Source organism: Mesorhizobium sp. M0938 (assembly GCF_040319125.1).
Classification (GTDB): Bacteria; Pseudomonadota; Alphaproteobacteria; order Rhizobiales; family Rhizobiaceae; genus Mesorhizobium; species Mesorhizobium robiniae.
In genome coordinates this window covers 447,611-464,057 of the sequence record NZ_JAMYNS010000003.1, presented here as the reverse complement: position 1 = coordinate 464,057, position 16,447 = coordinate 447,611, and the positions used below count along the sequence as shown (strand labels likewise).

Here is a 16,447-nt window from a genome sequence, read left to right as displayed (position 1 = left end):
CCTAGCCGGTTTCTACCACCGGTTCGTCGGCAGGACGAACATCTGCGCGATCTGGACGTGGGGCGGCTGATCCAGCGCGAATGAGACGCATCGGGCGATGTCTTCGGGGTCGAGCGCCATGCCGAATTTCTCGAAATATTGTCGGGACGCCTCCTCGTCGCCGCGGTGGCGGGATTTGACGATGTTGGTGCGGGTAAGCCCCGGCAAGATCTCGATCACGCGGATGGGTGTCTCCGCCAGTTCGCCGCGGATGATGTCGCTCAGCATGTGCACGCCGGCCTTGCTGGCGGAGTAGGGCGCCTGGTCCGGCACCAGGCGCAGCGCGCTGATGGAGCTCATGTTGACGATGTCGCCACGGCCGCGTTCGACCATCCCAGGCAGGATCGCCCGCGTCACGCGCATGAGGCCGATCAAATTGGTCTCGATGATCGCCGACCAGTCATCGGCCGATCCGACGTCGAAGCGGGTGCGCCCGCCAATGTCGTGACCGGCATTGTTCACCAGTATGTCGATGTCGCGGAATTCAGGCGGCAGCCGGTCGAGGCAGTCGGCGACGGCATCGCCGTCGGTGATATCCAGGGGGAGCGGAAAGACGTCGGCGCCGAGATCGCCAGCCAGGGCGGTGAGGGGGCCTTGCTGGCGATCCGCCAGGACGATGCGGCAGCCCTTGCCATGGAGGGTCATACAAACCGCGCGGCCGATGCCGCTCGCGGCACCGGTGACGAAGGCTATCCTTTGCCGATCCGTCATGTCAGGCGGTCCCCAAAAAATGCCGGTCAGGCCTTGGCGGCATCGAGTTCGGCGAAGGCCTCGCGCGCAATGCGGAACGAATCCACTCCCGCGGGCACGCCGGCATAGATGGCCACCTGCAGGAAAATCTCGCGGATCTCGTCGCGGCTGACACCGTTGCGCAAGGCGCCCTTGACATGCATCTTGAGCTCATGGGGCCTGTTGAGGCAACTGATCATGGCAAGGTTCAGCATCGAGCGCGTCTTGCGCGACAGGTCTTCGCGGCCCCAGACCGCACCCCAGCAATACTCGGTGACCAGTTCCTGCATGGGGCGGTTGAAGTCGTCCGCAGCGGCGAACGATTTTTCGACGAATTCCTTGCCCAGCACATCCTTGCGGATCGCCAGGCCACGCTCGAAGACATCCTTGGACATATGAATTTGCTCCTGCTTCGGGATCGGTTACGAAACTTGCCTGGACGATGGACGCGTGGCTTTGCCGGCCCCGTGTCGGGGCGCTCGCGTCGCTTGCCTTCTGGCTGCTCCCTTTGCCGCGCAAAGCGACAGGAGCCGGCCGGCGTCCTTCTTGGTATCCAGCCTGTCGACGAATTCTTCGACAGCCTCGGCCCCGGCAAGGCCAAGGATGATCGCGGCCGCCGACCGGAAGCGCTCGCGCACCTCCGCCTCGGTGGCGGGCACGACATCTGGCAGGCCCATCGAAAGCTGGCGGCCGTCGCCGAGCACCACATCGATCGCCGCGCCCTGCTGGCCAGGAAACAACGCGGTCAGATCCGGGCTGGCAACCAGTTCGCTGGCGCCGATCAGGCGTATCGTTTCAGCATGAGCGAGATCGCTGTAGATGTCCTCCGACAGCCGGCCGTGCGCAAACACGGCCCCCACACCAAAGGGAATGCTCATCTTCGCCTGGAGGGCCCTGTCGAATGGTCCTGTCCGGTCGCAGCCCGGATATTCAGCCGCCGCGGCGGGCACGCTGATGCGGATGCGCTCGACCGGCGCGGCATCGGCGCCGATCACCTCGACAAGCTTCAATGCTGTCTGGCAGGCGGTCTGGGCGAAATTACAGGCGGGCGCCGCCTTGTGATAGACGTTGAGAATATCGGCCTCCCCATCGGGGAAGAGTTCGATCGGGCCAGGCATCGGCCGCCGCGCCAGCGCGGCAAAGTATCCCGATCGGCCTTCAAGTATGTCAGGACTGCCAAAGGCCCCGACTTCGGCCAGCCGAACCGCCATCCACGCATTTCGCGCGGCAAAGCCGGGATGGAAGAACATGTCGGAGCCGCCGCTGTGCGGCCACTGGTTCAATCCGGACGCGGTATTTGCCGCCAAGGCAATCGCCGCGGCCATTTGCTCCCGGTCGAGCTTCAGCATCCAGGCGCCGCCGCATGCCGATCCGATGGGAGCGACCAGTCCTGTCGGTCGGAAAAGTGACGACATCGCCGGATCGATCAGCATCCTTCCAAGCCGTCCGCCGACCTCATAGGCGACCACCGCCGACCGGATCAGGTCCATGCCGGCAACAGTTTTCGTCTCCGCCAAAGCGAGAAGCAGCGGCCAGACCACCACGCCGTGGTGGCACACCGATGCGGCATGCATGTCTTCCCTGACGAGGCCATGGCCCTTCACGGCGTTGACAAAGGCGGCATCCGCTGGTGTCGCGGTTGCGCTTTCGCCAATCATGTGGCCACCAGGCGCTAACGCCACGGCGGCGACCGCCTGTCGGCTGGGCTCCAATGCCGAAGCCTCAAACGCACAGCCGAGAAAATCGAGCAGGCACAGCTTGGCCTTGATCACGACTGCAGGACTGAAAACCGGCGCAGCCAGGTTTGCCAAGGCATCTGCCAGTTCCATCGAGCGCGTCGTCATATGCTGCTCTCCACAAGGCAAGCCCTAGGCGCGTATCTCCACGCCGGCCCATTCCTCGACGATGCGGACCATCGAGGTGAAATCCGAATCCGGTCCGAAGCGGGCATTGGTGGCGGCGAGCATCTGCCGCACCAGGGAGCCGCCGACCATGGGCACGCCCAGGTTCTCGCTTTCATCGACACACATGCGCACGTCTTTGTACGACAGCGCCGTGGAGAAGCCGAAATCGAAAGTTCCCGGCAAAACGGCGCGGGGGAACTTGTCCTGCGTCGCGCTATTTCGCCCGCTCGAAGCATTGATGATGTCGCACATCACCGTGGGATCCAAGCCAGCCTTGACACCCATTGCGAGCGCCTCTGCCGACAACAGAATGACGCCGGCGGCGATCATATTGTTGCCGAGCTTGGCAACTTGCGCGCTTCCGGGCGTTTCTCCGCAATAGAACCTGCGACCAAAATTGGCCAGGACAGGTTCGATTTCCTCGTAGATCTGCTTGGGGCAGGAGACCATCACGGCCAGCGTGCCGTCGCGCGCGCCTGCGATCCCGCCTGATATCGGTGCATCGACCCACGCAATGCCTCTGCCCGTCAGGGCTTCCGAGATCGTCTTTGCCATGCTCGGTCCGGTGGTGGACACGTCGACAATGATCCTGGCCTTCGCGCCGGCCGCGATTCCATTCGCGCCCAGCACGACTTCCCTAACGACCTGAGGCGTCGGCAAGCTGCAGAATACGATGTCGGCCTCATCGGCGACCGCCTTGGGAGATGCGGCAAATTTCGTGCTTTCGGCAGGCAACTCTTTCGCCGCGTCCGGCCGCGTGTCGTAGACGACCAATTGGTGGCCGGCCTCGATCAGGCGGCGCACCATCGGCGCGCCCATGCGGCCGAGGCCGATGAACCCAAGCGTTTGACGCTGCAACGACTTTTCCTCTCAAATCAATCGAATTTAGGCAATTTTTGGTTGGTTTAGATTAGGCCGATTGCTGCCCGCGCGATAAGGTTCGCGACGCGCATAACAGCTTTGCCGCGGGCCCGACGCGCGCTTGTCAACGGCGTCGATGTACCCCAAACTCCGGCATTCGTTGCATGCCAACGGAATTCTCCGCATTTTGCGACGAGGCAATGTTCATGTTCGACTTACGGCAGCTCCAGCTGTTCACGGCAGTGGCGGAGTTCGGCAGCTTTTCGCGGGCCGCCGTTGCACTGTCGGTCAGCCAGCCGGTGCTCAGTAGGCAAATCAAAGCGCTGGAGGAGAGCGTCGGGATCGCACTTCTTTATCGAAACGGTCGTGGCATTGTGCTCACGGAGGCAGGCAAGCTTCTCCGGGATTACGCGTCGGCAATCCTGGAGCAGGCCTCGCGGGCCTCGACTGAACTCGGAGCCTTGCGATCGAATCCGCGCGGAACGATTGCTCTCGGAATGCCGCCATCGGTCGGAGTCGTCCTGACCTCGCCTCTCGTCCAGCATTTCCACGAGCAGTTCCCGCAGGTGAGCATGCGCGTCGTCGAGGGGTTCAGCGGCCACCTTCTCGAATGGCTCGTGATGGGAAAGATCGACGTCGCGGTGCTCTACAACGCGCCGCGCATGAACAACCTTCTGTCAGAGCCGATCCTGCGCGACGAACTCTTTCTGCTCGGCGCCAAGAACGACCCGAGCCAGCTCGGCGCCGGACCAGTCGATGCCGAGGTTGTTTCGCGTATCCCCATGATCCTTCCGGCTCGACCGCATGGGCTGCGGGTGCTGCTGGATCAAATCTTCGGTTCCGTGGGCATCGAGCCCAAGATCGAGGTCGAGGTCGAGGCGATGCCTTCGACGTTGCGCCTCGTTGAGGCCGGTATGGGCTATACGATCCTGTCCTATTCGAGTTGCCACAATCTGGTCGCGGAAGGCAGGATCAAGTATTGGCGTATCCAGAATCCATCGATTGAAAGAGAGCTGCTGCTCGCCACCTCGACCCAGCGGCCAACCACTACCGTCATCCGGGCGCTGACCACCCTCATAAGGGAGGAGGTGCGCGCCTTGCGCAAAATGGGAATCTGGGACCCGAAACCCTAAATTAAAAGCCGAGCACATCCTCGAAGAGGTGATGCCCGGCCCTCAGTCATACCGAGGCGGCATAGCGCCGGGCGAGGGCGGACATCCCGACCGCGAGCACGAGGATGCCGCCTTTGAAGATCGGCTGGAAATGGGTGGGGGCGCCGAAGATGCTGAGCCCGTTGAAGCCGACCGCCAGGATGAGCACGCCGACCAGCGTCCCACTTATGTGGAATTCACCTTCCTTGAGCGTGGCAGAGCCCAGGAAGACGGCGGCGAAGGCGTCCAGGAGATAACCGTCGGCTGCTGCCAGTGTGCCGCTGCCGAGCAGCGAGGACAGCAGCGTTCCCGTCAATGCGGCGCAGAAGCCGGCAGTGGCAAAGGCAAAGATCTTGATGCGGTCCACCCGGATGCCCGAGAGCCTGGCCGCCTCGAGATTGCCGCCGACAGCCTGCATCTTCTGGCCGATGTCGGTCTTGTTCAGGATGATCCAGAGCGCAATCAGCACGACCACCATGATGATCACCGGGTTGGGCAGGCCGAAGACGAGGCGACCGAGCGAAATGTCCGTGAAGGCACGCGGGATACCGGTGGCGATCGGGAAGGAACTGTAGGTGAAGCCTATTCCCGTCAGCATTGTCCCGATGCCCAGCGTGGAGATGACGGCATTGATCCTGACTTTCGTCACGAGCACGCCGTTCAAGGCGCCGATCGAGGCGCCCAGCAGCAGGGCGCAGACAATGCTGAGCCAGATCGGAAAACCCTGGTAGGCCATCAATCCGGTAACGATCAGACCGACGAAGCTCGCGACATAGCCGATGCTGAGATCGAACTCGCCGACAACGAGCGTGTAGGTCAGCCCGGAGGCGATGATCGCGGTCAGCGACGCCTGGCTGAGGATGTTGAGGAAGTTGGCGCGGGACAGGAAGATTCCTGGCGCGTTCGCCGAGAAGAAGATCACCATCAGCAGGAGCCCGACGATCGTGCCGTAGCGAGAGAGCCAGATCAGCGCAGTCCGCTTCCACGAGGACTTGCGGAGCTGTGGCGCATCCTTCGCCGCGGTTCCGGCCTGGGCCATCATGCGAGGTCTCCTTCTTCGTCATTGGGATCATGGTAGCTGAGTTCGATGATCCGCGCTTCGGTGATATCGCCGCCGGTCAACTCGCCGGTGACGCGGCCTTCGCGCATGACGAGGACACGATCCGCCAGCAGCGTGAGTTCCTCGACATCCGACGAGATCACCAGGATGCCGACGCCGGACCGGGCGAGCGCCCGGATCGCATCATGGATCTCTTCACGTGCGCCGACATCGACACCTCGCGACGGCTCGTCGAGAATGAGCAGCCTGGTTCCGGCGTTGAGCCAGCGGGCGATCAGTGCCTTTTGCTGGTTGCCGCCTGAAAGACCGCCGATCTTGGCGTCGACGCTGGGCGTCTTGATGCCCAACTGGGCTATTAGACTGTCCGCCTGCCGTCGGGCCTTGGTGTCGGAGACGAATGGGAGCCCCGGAATGGCGCGCAGCTTCTTCAAGGTGGATATATTGATGTTGAAACCCACCGACTGCTGCAGCATCACGCCTTGCGAGCGTCGTTCTTCCGGCACCAGAGCTATACCGGCGCGAACCGCCTCGGCCTCGTTGGCGATATCGAGCCGTTTGCCGTCGAGCTCGAAATGGCCGGTATCCGGCCGGGCTGCGCCGGCCACGAGATGGGCAAGCTCGGTCCGTCCCGCGCCGACAAGGCCGCCGAGTGCCAGGACCTCACCCTTGTAGAGATCGAAACTCACGCTCTTCACCGCGCTCTTCCAGGCGATGTCGCGGACGGAGAAGATCGGCTGCCGGCCGCGGTCGACGGCGAAGCGGGTGCGTGCGTCCGGCGGGCGTATGTCATGGCCGATGATGGCTCTGACCAGGCCCTTCTTGTTGAGCGCTCCGCGCTCCGCACCGTCGACGATGCGGCCGTCGCGCAACACCGTGATCCTGTCGCAGAGCTGGAGCACCTCTTCGAGCCGGTGAGAGACATAGAGTATGGCCACACCTTGGGCGGAGAGATCGCGGATGATGGCGAAAAGCTGTTCGCTCTCCGGACCCGAAAGCGAGGCCGTAGGCTCGTCCATCGCGATCATGCTGGCTTCGCCCACGAGCGCCTTGCTGATCATGACGAGCCAGCGCTGGGCCACCGAAAGTTCTGAGACCTTTGTCTCGAGCGGAAAGCGGATGCCGACGCGCTCGGCAGCAGCGCGGGCGGCGATGCCGGAACGCTGCCAGTCGATTATCCCGAAGCGGGTGACCTTGGGTGCGCCGAGCAGCATGTTCTGCAGCGCGTTGAAATGCGGGATCAGGTTCAATTCCTGATGGATGAAGGCAAGCCCGGCCTTTTCCGAGGCCCGCGGCGATCCCTTTTGCAGGTCCTCGCCGGCGATCGTCACGCTGCCCTCGTCAGCCACCGTCACCCCGGCGAGGCAGCGGATCAGCGTCGACTTGCCGGCGCCGTTGGCGCCGACCAGGCCATGCACCTTGCCTTGCTCGATGTCGAGATCGGCGTGGTCGAGAGCAAGTTCTCCCGCAAAGGATTTGGTCAGGCCGCGGATGCGCATCCATGGCCCGGCCGACGCGGCGGGCGGCATCTAAAGGCGCCGCTCCGCGAGGCGCTGCAAGGTCTCACATTCCATTGGGGTGTTCGGCCATGAACTTATCGACATTGTCCTTGGTGACCACGATCCCGGGGATCTGGATGTCCTTCGCCTGCCAGGAGGCGCCGGCCTTGATCGAGTCGAGGATGGCCTGGAAGACCTCCTTGCCCTCCTGGTAGGCCGGCTGCCAGACGGTCGCCGTCAGGTCGCCTTCCTTGACCAGTTGCAGCGCCTGCGGGCTGCCGTTGATCGAGACCGTGGCGACGTCGGTGCGGCCGGCCTGGCGCATTGCAGCGACGGCTCCCTGCATCGGCTCGTCCCAGCAGGCCCAGATGGCGAGCGGCTTGTCGCCGCCGGCGGGATGCGCGGTTAGCCATGCGGCGGCGGTGGCGTTTCCGAACTGGACCTGTCCGGGCGCCACCACTTCGCTATAGTCCACCTTGACGTCGGACTTGCCCTTCACGCCCTCGTCGAAGGCGATGCCGCGATCGATGCAGAGCTTTCCGGGGTGGAAGGTCATCGCCAGCACGTCGGCCTTTCCACTAACCTTGTCGAGCAGGAACTTAACCGAGTCGTCGCCGACCTGGCGACCGCTTGTCGTCACGACGATACCGGGAACGATCTCGCCGCCCCAGGTGGCGACGGGAATGCCCGCATCGCGCGCCGCGGCAAGACCGGAGCCAATGGAGCTGCTGGCAAAGGCAAGCACGAAGATCGCGTCGACTTTTTGCGCGGCGAAAGAATTCATCGCGGCGTTGGCCTGGTCGGCGCTGGCCTGGGTGTCTGTTACCTTGACATCCCAGCCGGCAGCCTTGGCGGCTTCGGTCGCGCCGCCAATGACGGCTATGTTGAGGGCATCATTGGCCAGAAGTGCAACGACGCCAAGCGTTTTCGCCTGGGCGACGGTGGCAACCATCATGGCGCCGGCCGTCAACGCGGCAAGCAGCAGTTTGTACATTTGGAAATCCTCTCTCCCTGTCGACCGTCCCCACGATGGGTCCGGCGCCTTCCTTCACGAGGCATCAGTGCTTTTCGTCTTCCCCTCGCGCCCAAAAAATCACCCTCAGGCCAACAGCCTCGAAAGGGTAGTCCTCCCTGTCCGAGCAGCCCCTGCGGGCCAGGCTCTAGGCCTTGCTCGGACGTTTTGATCCATCATCTCTGATACCGGTACCATAATGCACATTTAAAAGGGCGGCAATAGGCGGCTCGTGCCTCTCCGAAATTTCGCTTCTCTGCCGAAATCCGCACGGTTCTAGGTCGCTGCCCTGCGTCGGGCCCTATTTTCTCTTGTTATCGGTATCACGTCAAGGTTATGGAATAGCCATGCGCGAGCGATCTTTGCCGCAAATGACTTGAGGCCGCGAGCCATAGGAGGACCAACCATGCAAGTGAAGTATGATTTTTCCGGCAAGAACGTCATCTTGATCGGTGGAACAACCGGCATTGGCCGCGCCACGGCGCTGGCCTTTGCCCAGGCGGGCGCAAACCTCTTCGTCGCCGGCATCGGCGCCGAATTCGGCAAGAGCCTCAAGGAAGAGGTGAAGCCGCTGGGCGTCGAGATCGAGTTCATGGAGACCGACGTGCGCGACAGCAAAGCGATGGCCGCGCTTCACCAAAAGGCCTTCGATCGCTTCGGAAGGATCGATGTAGCCTTCAACAATGCGGGCGTGCCCGGCAAGACGGCGCCTGTGCACGAACTCGACGACGCGGACTACGATCTCCTGATGGACGTCAATCTGCGTGGCATGTTCAACGGGCTGAGGCATCAGATCCCGCATATGATCGCGAAGGGCGGCGGCGCGATTGTCAACACGTCTTCGCTCTTCGGCGTCATGGGTTTCGCCACCACCGCCGTTTACTGCGCGAGCAAGTGGGGAGTGATTGGACTGACCAATTCGGTGGCGCTGGAAGTGGCGCGCAAGAACATCCGCGTCAACGCCATCGCACCCGGCTCGGTGATGACGCCGCTGCTACGCGGCATGTTCGGCAGCGAGCAGGGGGCAAAGGATACGGTGTTGCCGATGATCCCCATGGGGCGCATCAGCGATCCGTCGGAGATCGCCCAGCTTGTGCTGTTCCTCTCATCGGATGCAGCCTCATTCATCACCGGCCAGGCGATCGTGATCGATGGCGGCGGCTTCGTCGCCGGCGCGGACCAGCTCTGAATTTTTCAAGGTGCAGCTTGGCAGGGCGTGCGTGCGCCCTGCCGCCTAGAGCATGATGCCGAAAAGTGTGAAGCGGTTTTCGGACGACATTATGCTCTATCTCTTTGATTTAGAGGCGGATTCAGATTTCAGGTCGATTCGACCTGAAATCATCCGCCTCTAAGCTCAGTCGACCAGCTTCTCAGCCGGCCCAGCTTTGCTCGCCCTTGGCGAGCGCGATCTCCACCACCTGCAGGCCCTTGTCGGTGAGCCGCGACGGAAATGTAGTGCGCAGCCGATCCTCGTGGACGGGAATGACCCGCCGCACCTCGCCGCCCACCGATTTCAGCATCTCAGCGCTTGAGAAGATCAAATTGTGCTGGCTGCCGACGGCAAGGCCGATCGGTACGATCTGCGGCGCATCCGCATCGAGGCCGGTCAGATTGTCGTACGTATAAATCAGGTCGCCCGCGAAGATCCACTTGTCCTCGCCATCCTTGGCGCCGTCGTTGCGGATGGTGACGTACATACTTCCATAGGTGTGGGTGTCCGCTGCCAGATGGACGTCGATGCCCGGCAGGACATCTTCCTGGTCGCCATCGATGCAGATCATCCGGCCTTCCTTCGCTGCCTCGACGGCGCGCACGATGTCGGCTGGATCGCCGCCACCAGTCAGGAAACGATATTCAGGACCTAACGTGAGAGCCCAGACCCATTTGTCCAATTCGCTCTTCTGGACGTAGAATTTCGCGTTTGGAAACAGATGCATGGCGCCCATGTGGTCGAAATGGGCATGGGTGATGAAGACGCTGGTCACGTCTTCCGGCTTGACGCCGCATTCGGCCAGAACCTCGCGCGGCCCGTGATAGTTCGAGACCCCGTAGGCGGTCGCCAATTGTTCTCCATAGGCGACGTGGTCGTAGCCGGTGTCGATCAGGATCGTCTCGCCTCTTCCCTTAAGCAGCGCATAGGCATAGGGCAGTTTGCGCGTGCCCTGATGCTGAGGCCCATACATCATGACGCTGAAGGGGAATTTCTCCACCGCCGCATATTCGAGCACCCAAATCGAGTAATCTGCCATTCCATCCTCCCTGATACCGTTGGCTTATGTTGCTTCCTGCAGCAGGCGCTGCGGGGCATGAGCCGCGCAGCACGCCTGAGTGAAATCGACAAGTTCGAAGCCCGGCAACAGACGGGCCGTAGCTCGCAGGTGATCGCTTGACGCCCGCAGCGTCCGGACGAGTGCATCACTTTGCTCGGAGGTGTCGATCCGGCGGGAATCCAACGCCGCGACGCAGGCCTGGAGTAGCGTCTCGGCGGCGCCGCGCAAATGATGATGGTGGTGCGTAGCGACTTCGGGGACTATGAGAGCACGTAGCTCCTCGGCTGCTCGCGTTGCTGCCTCCTGTGCGCTGGCGAGCGCGCCTTCGGCGAGCACGGCCCGGCTCGGCGAGGTCATCAGCAGCAGCGCGAAGCCCGCGACTTGCGTCAGCGTCTCGCTGATCTGCTGCTGCACCGGTCGGGCAGTCGCCACATAGCGCAATACCGCCTGTTCCGCTTCGCTGTCGGCTTTTCCATGCATTGCGATCTCCGCAGAACCCCTGAATGCGCAAACCCCTTTCAGGCAATACCGGATTTTGGTATCGGTAACAATACTATTGCGGAATTCTGCCGTGAAGGCTTGTTTGCGCACTCACGCAATGATTTGATTTCTGCTGCCACATCGGGCTGTGATGGGAAATGCCGAAGAGATCGTCTGGAGACGGAAACCCGCATAGCGGGAGCGCGAGGATGCGGGACGTGGCGGTTCGCGCCGGCGTCTCCACCATGACCGTGTCACGGGCGCTGAACGAGCCTGGCAAAGTCTCCGAGGAGATGCGCGAAAGGGTGCTCCGGGCGGTGCGCGAGATCGGCTATTTGCCGAACCATCTGGCCGGCAGCCTGTCGTCGAACCGCTCCACCACGATCGGGCTGATCGTGCCGAGCATCGACAATTCGATCTACACGCAAACGGTCAAGGGCCTGTCAGAAGTACTCAAAAGCTCGGGCTTCCAATTGATGATCGCCGAGTCGGGCTATGATCCCAACGAGGAGGAAGAACTGATAACGGTCTTCCTCAGTCACCGTGTGAGCGGCTTGGTTCTGCACAGCACTGAACATACACCGCAAGCCACGGAGAAGATCCGGAAATCAGGCATACCGGTAGTCGAAAACGGCAATATACCTAGAGAACCGCTGGATATGGTGGTCAGTTTTTCCAACTATGACGCATCCTACGCGATGACGATGCATCTCGGCCGGCTCGGATACCGCAAAATTGCTTTCGCCAGTCTCTACTCAGTCCATAACGACCGCTCGCAGGACCGGTTGCAAGGCTATCATGCTGCACTCAACCAGCTTGGCCTCGATCCCGACCCCCGCATTGTGCTGGAGACGGAGCGCGGGCTCGCCGCCGGGGCAGAAGTGATGGCGCGCGTTGTGCAGAGCGTACCGGAAGTCGATGCGCTGTTTTGCGCGGGAGACGTGCTGGCCGTGGGCGCGCTCTTCGAGTGCCAGAAGCGCGGCTGGACGGTGCCCGGCCGGATCGCTCTGGCAAGCTTCGACGACGTGGACCTTTTGCGCCACGTCAGTCCATCCGTCACCACGCTGAGGTTGCCACGCTATGACATCGGCGAGCGGACGGCGCGCATCCTGCTCAGCCGAATCATGGACGGGGCCGAGCACCTGCGCGGCAGCGTGGTTGATCTGAAATTCGAGTTGATCCAGCGCGAAAGCACTTGACCGCCAGGACCCGTACCAGCGGTTGCACCGCTGACGGCGCTGCTCTATAGTCCATTTCTGTTACCGGTACCAAAAATGAACATGGCGCGACGCTGCGTCCGGACCAGGACGAGGACTTTGGCGATGCTCACGAAGCGGCAGGGCAGGATATGAGCGTGTCGAAGGAAACAGAACAAGCGATGCTTCCGATCTCGGCAAAAGTCCTGAAGGGGCGCCGTGCGCTGATCACCGGTTCCACCGCGGGGTTGGGACAGGTGATGGCCGCCCGGCTTGCAGAGGCCGGCTGCAATGTGATGCTGCACGGGCTCGAAACGCCCGAGGCGGTCGAGCCAGAGCGCGAAACCCTGGCCCGCAGGACAGGATCACAGATTGCCTACCACAGGGCAGATCTGTCCACGCCAGCAGGGGTGGATGGGCTTGTCGCAGCGGCCGGTGCTGAACTTGGCGGGGTGGATATCATCCTTATCAACAATGCTGTCGTGCGGCATTTCGCGTCAATTATGGATTTTCCGCCTCATCAGTGGGATATGGCGCTGGCCGTGAACCTCTCGGCCATTTTCCATGCCGTCCGGCTGTTGCTGCCGCAGATGCGGGAGCAGAATTTCGGGCGTATCTTCAATATAACCTCCGTCTACGGCCTGCGCGGCACAGCAGGTCGTGTCGGCTATGTGACGACGAAATCCGCCATCCTCGGCCTCACAAGGGCAGTGGCGCTGGAGAACCTGGACGTCGACGTCACCTGCCACAGTCTCTGTCCCGGCTCGGTGCTGACACCGGGTACGGAGAGCCGGGTGGAAGAGCTGATGGCGGATCGAGGCATTGATCGCGGCGCGGCAGAGCGCCTCTTTCTGGAAGGCAAGCAGCCTGGCGGCAGCTTCGTCTCACCACAGAGCGTGTCCGATCTCCTGGTCTTTCTCTGCGGGCCGATTGCGCGCGATATGACGGGAGCCATGCTCCCGGTCGAGGGTGGGTGGCTTGCGAGCTGAGCGGATCCGGATCGATGTGACTCAGCGCCATGGCGGCTTGACAGCGAAAGGAGGCACGCATGGATGACACTTACGAACTCTACGCGGTTCGCTACGGGCACCACGACCGCAATGCGGCGGCGAACTTCATCGGCGGCGATCCGCACGACGGTCCAATGCCCCTCGACTATTTCGTCTGGGCCATTGTCGGCAAGACGCGGACCTTCGTGTTCGACACGGGCTATGACGCAGAGGTGGCTAAGAAGCGGCAAAGGCAGTTGCTGCGGCCGGTCGGCGAAGGGCTGAAGATGATCGGGATCGATCCGGACAAGGTCGAGGACGTGATCCTGTCGCATATGCATTTCGATCATGCCGGCAACCACGAACTGTTCCCGAATGCCCGCTATCATGTCCAGGACGTGGAGATGGCTTATTGCACCGGACGTTGCATGTGCCACGACTATCTGCGCCACCCCTTCGCCTATGAAGACGTGGCCAGCATGATCGCCAAGCTCTTCACCGGGCGGGTGACGTTCCATGACGGGGTCTCGGAGATCGCGCCGAACCTCACCGTGCACCGTGTCGGCGGCCACTCAAAGGGATTGCAGGTGATCCGGGTGAAGACGGCGCGCGGCTGGGTGGTGCTCGGCTCCGATGCGTCGCACTTCTATGCCAATTTCGAGCAGAACCGGCCCTTTCCGGTGTTGGAGAGCGCCACCGACATGCTGGAAGGCTACGCCACGATGCGCAAGCTCGCGAGTTCGCCCAAACATGTCATTCCGGGCCACGACCCGCTTGTGCTGACGCGCTATCCGGCCGCGCTGCCGGGGGTCGAGGATATCGTGCGCCTGGATCTCAATCCGATTGCGGCAGCGCCGTGAGCATTCGCCCGCGGAGCTGAGCTGCACTGGCTTTCAAGCAGGAGATCACAATGACCAACTTCAAGCTGGGTTTTGCCGGCGTAGGACGCATGGGAACGCCGATGGTGAGACGGCTGATCGCGGCCGGCTACACCGTCACCGTCTACGACACCAACACCGTCGCCGTCTCCGCGATGGCGGAAGAGGGAGCGGGCAGGGCCACGACCCCGGCGGAGCTGATGGGCCTGTCCGATGTGGTGCTGTTGTCGCTGCCGACACCTGAAATTGTGAACGCAGTCGCGCTCGGGCCCGATGGGCTTGCATCGGGGAAGGGGGCCAAAATTGTCATCGACCTGTCGACCACTGGCCCGCGCACCGAGCGGCAGGTGGCAGAAGGTTTGAGGGCGGCTGGCATCACGACGGTCGACTGTCCGGTAAGCGGGGGCGTCGGTGGCGCCGAGAAGGGCACGCTGGCGATGATGGTCGCCTGCGACACGTCGATGCTTGAGACGGTGCGGCCAATCCTCGAAGTACTCGGCAAGCCAATCCATGTCGGCGCCGAGCCGGGCATGGGGCAAATGATGAAGGTGATCAACAACCTCATGTCGGTGACGGCCCTGTCCATTGCTTCCGAGGCGCTTGTGCTCGGCACCAAGGCCGGGCTCGATCCCGACGTGCTGATCGAAGTGGTCAATTCGGGCAGCGGCAGCTCCAATGCCACGATGACCAAGATTCCGAAATTTGTCCTGACCCGCAGTTTCGATTTCGGCTTTTCGATCGGTCTGTCGGCGAAGGATATTCGGCTCTGCCTCGAGGAAAGCGACGCGCTTGGCGTACCGATGATCGTCGGCGGCGCGGTACGGCAACTTCTGACTGTGGCGAAGGGCGATCTCGGCGCCGATGCGGATCTCACCGAAATCATCAAGCCGATCGAGGACTGGGCCGGCGTTATCGTCGCCGGCGACAAGGCGAGGGGCTGATGCCTCGCAGTTCCAGGTCGGAGACCTCGCGCATGACCGACGACGTTTTGCAGCCCTCCGCCGCGGGCCTTTCGCGCCGGCTCGCGGCCTTCGTACACCGCTCCCGCTGGGAGGACGTCCCGGAGCCGGTCCGCGCGCATGCGCTGAGATCAGTCTTCAATGGCTTTGGAACGGCGCTTGGCGGCTCGTCCGATCAGGCGGTGCTGCGGCTGACCGAAAGCCTCGCGCCTTTTTCGGCCGGCGAGACCGCGACCGTCATCGGCCATAGCCAGCGAAGAGATGCATTGACGGCCGCTTTCCTCAACGCGGCAGCAATAAACGTCTTCGACTTCGACGATACCCATGCCGGGACAATCATCCATCCCACCGCGCCGATCGCGCCGGTCGTGCTGGCTCTTGCCGAAACGCGCCTGGTGAGCGGTGCGGAACTCCTCCACGCCTTTACTCTCGGGGTAGAGGTCGCTTGCCGCATCGGCAACGCGGTCTCGCCCAGCCACTACGACCGCGGCTGGCACATCACGTCTACGTGCGGGATCTTCGGTGCCGCCGTGGCCGCCGCGAAGCTTCTCGATCTTGGCGAGAACGAGATCCTCTGGGCGCTTGGCAATGCCGCCGCCCAAGCATCCGGGCTCGTCGAGACGCTCGGCTTCATGGCCAAGAGCACCGGCGTCGGCAATGCGGCTCGCGGCGGTCTTGTCTCGGCCCTGATGGCGCAGTGCGGTGTCGAAGGGCCGCCGCAGCCGCTCGAGGGCCCGCGCGGCTTCCTGAAAGTCTGCTCGGACCAGCCAAAGCCCGAACTGATCGAGGCGGGGCTGGGAAAGGATTGGGAGATCTTGTGCAACATGTTCAAGCCTTATCCTTGCGGAGTGGTGCTGAATCCCGTGATCGACGCCTGCCTCGCTGCCCGCGTCGACCGCAATTTCTCTGCCGACCGGATCGCAGTGATCGTCGTGCGCGGTGCCCCCTTGCTCAAGGCTCGCGCCGACCGGCCCGAAGTCACCACCGGGCGCGAGGCGCAGGTGAGCGCCCAGCATGCGGTCGCCATCAGTCTGCTGCGCGGCCGTGCGGGTGCAGAGGAATTCAGCGATGCCGCGGTGAACGATCCCCAAGTGAAGGCCTTGCGCGCCAAGGTCCGCCCGGTCGAGATCGATGCCGGTACGCCGGTCGAAGCCGCTCATGTCTCGATCCGATATGCGGATGGCTCCTCGGTCGAGGTGACCGAAAAAGTCGCAACCGGCAGCCTCGCTCGACCGATGTCGGACACGGCCCTCAGAGAGAAATTTGCCGCGCTGGCGCGTTACGGTTGCCCGACTTTACCGGCGGAGCCCCTTGCCGAAGCGCTTTGGACCCTTGCCGACCTTACAGACGCCGGTGCTCTTCTAGCGCTGGCTCGCCCTCACACCGAGGCTGCTTACGCATAACGGGTCCGAACCCGTGTCCG

16 protein-coding genes are annotated in these 16,447 nt (G+C 62.6%); 7 read left to right on the top strand and 9 right to left on the bottom strand.

From position 1 onward, the window contains the following. Positions 1 to 12: 12 nt before the first annotated feature. From NKH73_RS07515 to NKH73_RS07500, 4 genes are read right to left on the bottom strand one after another with little or no spacing between them, the layout of a single operon-like run. On the bottom strand, positions 13 to 750 hold the full coding sequence (locus NKH73_RS07515) for an SDR family oxidoreductase (protein ID WP_352929758.1): 738 nt from the start codon (positions 748 to 750) through the stop codon (positions 13 to 15). 26 nt (positions 751 to 776) lie between these two features. After that, positions 777 to 1,163, bottom strand: a complete 387-nt coding sequence (locus tag NKH73_RS07510) for a carboxymuconolactone decarboxylase family protein (protein WP_097571474.1) — start codon at positions 1,161 to 1,163, stop codon at positions 777 to 779. A gap of 27 nt (positions 1,164 to 1,190) precedes the next feature. Further along, positions 1,191 to 2,612, bottom strand: coding sequence for an MmgE/PrpD family protein (locus NKH73_RS07505; protein ID WP_352929754.1), 1,422 nt, complete (start codon positions 2,610 to 2,612; stop codon positions 1,191 to 1,193). 24 nt (positions 2,613 to 2,636) lie between these two features. Then, a complete protein-coding gene (locus tag NKH73_RS07500; protein WP_352929751.1) occupies positions 2,637 to 3,530 on the bottom strand; it encodes an NAD(P)-dependent oxidoreductase in 894 nt (297 codons plus the stop codon). A gap of 167 nt (positions 3,531 to 3,697) precedes the next feature. Between NKH73_RS07500 and NKH73_RS07495 the strand changes: the two genes are divergently transcribed. Next, positions 3,698 to 4,666 carry a LysR family transcriptional regulator gene (locus tag NKH73_RS07495; protein WP_352929748.1) on the top strand — a complete coding sequence of 323 codons (969 nt, stop codon included), beginning with the start codon at positions 3,698 to 3,700 and terminating at the stop codon, positions 4,664 to 4,666. Between the two features lie 46 nt (positions 4,667 to 4,712). Here the strand turns inward: NKH73_RS07495 and NKH73_RS07490 are convergent, their stop codons facing one another. From NKH73_RS07490 to NKH73_RS07480, 3 genes are read right to left on the bottom strand one after another with little or no spacing between them, the layout of a single operon-like run. Beyond that, positions 4,713 to 5,726 carry an ABC transporter permease gene (locus tag NKH73_RS07490; RefSeq protein ID WP_352929745.1) on the bottom strand — a complete coding sequence of 338 codons (1,014 nt, stop codon included), beginning with the start codon at positions 5,724 to 5,726 and terminating at the stop codon, positions 4,713 to 4,715. After that, entirely contained in the window at positions 5,723 to 7,270 is a 1,548-nt protein-coding gene (locus tag NKH73_RS07485) for a sugar ABC transporter ATP-binding protein (RefSeq protein WP_352929741.1), read from the bottom strand. The genes NKH73_RS07490 and NKH73_RS07485 overlap by 4 nt, the downstream gene beginning before the upstream one ends. Before the next feature lie 34 nt (positions 7,271 to 7,304). Further along, entirely contained in the window at positions 7,305 to 8,234 is a 930-nt protein-coding gene (locus NKH73_RS07480; protein WP_352929738.1) for a sugar ABC transporter substrate-binding protein, read from the bottom strand. A gap of 424 nt (positions 8,235 to 8,658) precedes the next feature. Between NKH73_RS07480 and NKH73_RS07475 the strand changes: the two genes are divergently transcribed. Beyond that, on the top strand, positions 8,659 to 9,441 hold the full coding sequence (locus NKH73_RS07475; RefSeq protein WP_352929735.1) for an SDR family NAD(P)-dependent oxidoreductase: 783 nt from the start codon (positions 8,659 to 8,661) through the stop codon (positions 9,439 to 9,441). Between the two features lie 181 nt (positions 9,442 to 9,622). Here NKH73_RS07475 and NKH73_RS07470 read toward each other — a convergent pair whose 3' ends face one another. Then, complete coding sequence (locus NKH73_RS07470) at positions 9,623 to 10,501, bottom strand: N-acyl homoserine lactonase family protein (RefSeq protein ID WP_352929732.1); 879 nt, start codon at positions 10,499 to 10,501, stop codon at positions 9,623 to 9,625. A 24-nt stretch (positions 10,502 to 10,525) separates the two neighbouring features. After that, positions 10,526 to 11,002: a hypothetical protein gene (locus NKH73_RS07465; RefSeq protein ID WP_352929729.1), complete on the bottom strand. Its 477-nt coding sequence runs from the start codon at positions 11,000 to 11,002 to the stop codon at positions 10,526 to 10,528. 209 nt (positions 11,003 to 11,211) lie between these two features. Between NKH73_RS07465 and NKH73_RS07460 the strand changes: the two genes are divergently transcribed. The 5 genes from NKH73_RS07460 to NKH73_RS07440 all read left to right on the top strand — a co-directional run bounded on the left by NKH73_RS07460 (position 11,212) and on the right by NKH73_RS07440 (position 16,427). After that, positions 11,212 to 12,201, top strand: coding sequence for a LacI family DNA-binding transcriptional regulator (locus NKH73_RS07460; protein WP_352929726.1), 990 nt, complete (start codon positions 11,212 to 11,214; stop codon positions 12,199 to 12,201). A 149-nt stretch (positions 12,202 to 12,350) separates the two neighbouring features. Then, the gene (locus NKH73_RS07455) at positions 12,351 to 13,187 is read left to right on the top strand and encodes an SDR family NAD(P)-dependent oxidoreductase (protein WP_352929723.1); all 837 of its coding nucleotides are present in this window, start codon (positions 12,351 to 12,353) and stop codon (positions 13,185 to 13,187) included. Positions 13,188 to 13,246: 59 nt separating this feature from the next. After that, the gene (locus NKH73_RS07450) at positions 13,247 to 14,047 is read left to right on the top strand and encodes an N-acyl homoserine lactonase family protein (protein WP_352929721.1); all 801 of its coding nucleotides are present in this window, start codon (positions 13,247 to 13,249) and stop codon (positions 14,045 to 14,047) included. Between the two features lie 50 nt (positions 14,048 to 14,097). After that, a complete protein-coding gene (locus tag NKH73_RS07445) occupies positions 14,098 to 15,006 on the top strand; it encodes an NAD(P)-dependent oxidoreductase (RefSeq protein WP_352929718.1) in 909 nt (302 codons plus the stop codon). A 32-nt stretch (positions 15,007 to 15,038) separates the two neighbouring features. Then, positions 15,039 to 16,427 carry an MmgE/PrpD family protein gene (locus NKH73_RS07440; RefSeq protein ID WP_352929715.1) on the top strand — a complete coding sequence of 463 codons (1,389 nt, stop codon included), beginning with the start codon at positions 15,039 to 15,041 and terminating at the stop codon, positions 16,425 to 16,427. Positions 16,428 to 16,447 lie beyond the last annotated feature (20 nt).

Excerpts from the sequence above, each read along its gene's own strand:
- NKH73_RS07445 (WP_352929718.1), top strand. The coding sequence starts at position 14,098 with ATGACCAACTTCAAGCTGGGTTTTGCCGGCGTAGGACGCATGGGAACG.
- NKH73_RS07465 (WP_352929729.1), bottom strand. The coding sequence starts at position 11,002 with ATGCATGGAAAAGCCGACAGCGAAGCGGAACAGGCGGTATTGCGCTAT.
- NKH73_RS07475 (WP_352929735.1), top strand. The coding sequence starts at position 8,659 with ATGCAAGTGAAGTATGATTTTTCCGGCAAGAACGTCATCTTGATCGGT.
- NKH73_RS07490 (WP_352929745.1), bottom strand. The coding sequence starts at position 5,726 with ATGATGGCCCAGGCCGGAACCGCGGCGAAGGATGCGCCACAGCTCCGC.
- NKH73_RS07460 (WP_352929726.1), top strand. The coding sequence starts at position 11,212 with ATGCGGGACGTGGCGGTTCGCGCCGGCGTCTCCACCATGACCGTGTCA.
- NKH73_RS07510 (WP_097571474.1), bottom strand. The coding sequence starts at position 1,163 with ATGTCCAAGGATGTCTTCGAGCGTGGCCTGGCGATCCGCAAGGATGTG.
- NKH73_RS07440 (WP_352929715.1), top strand. The coding sequence starts at position 15,039 with ATGACCGACGACGTTTTGCAGCCCTCCGCCGCGGGCCTTTCGCGCCGG.
- NKH73_RS07495 (WP_352929748.1), top strand. The coding sequence starts at position 3,698 with ATGCCAACGGAATTCTCCGCATTTTGCGACGAGGCAATGTTCATGTTC.
- NKH73_RS07505 (WP_352929754.1), bottom strand. The coding sequence starts at position 2,612 with ATGACGACGCGCTCGATGGAACTGGCAGATGCCTTGGCAAACCTGGCT.
- NKH73_RS07470 (WP_352929732.1), bottom strand. The coding sequence starts at position 10,501 with ATGGCAGATTACTCGATTTGGGTGCTCGAATATGCGGCGGTGGAGAAA.
- NKH73_RS07485 (WP_352929741.1), bottom strand. The coding sequence starts at position 7,270 with ATGCCGCCCGCCGCGTCGGCCGGGCCATGGATGCGCATCCGCGGCCTG.
- NKH73_RS07450 (WP_352929721.1), top strand. The coding sequence starts at position 13,247 with ATGGATGACACTTACGAACTCTACGCGGTTCGCTACGGGCACCACGAC.
- NKH73_RS07480 (WP_352929738.1), bottom strand. The coding sequence starts at position 8,234 with ATGTACAAACTGCTGCTTGCCGCGTTGACGGCCGGCGCCATGATGGTT.
- NKH73_RS07455 (WP_352929723.1), top strand. The coding sequence starts at position 12,351 with ATGAGCGTGTCGAAGGAAACAGAACAAGCGATGCTTCCGATCTCGGCA.
- NKH73_RS07515 (WP_352929758.1), bottom strand. The coding sequence starts at position 750 with ATGACGGATCGGCAAAGGATAGCCTTCGTCACCGGTGCCGCGAGCGGC.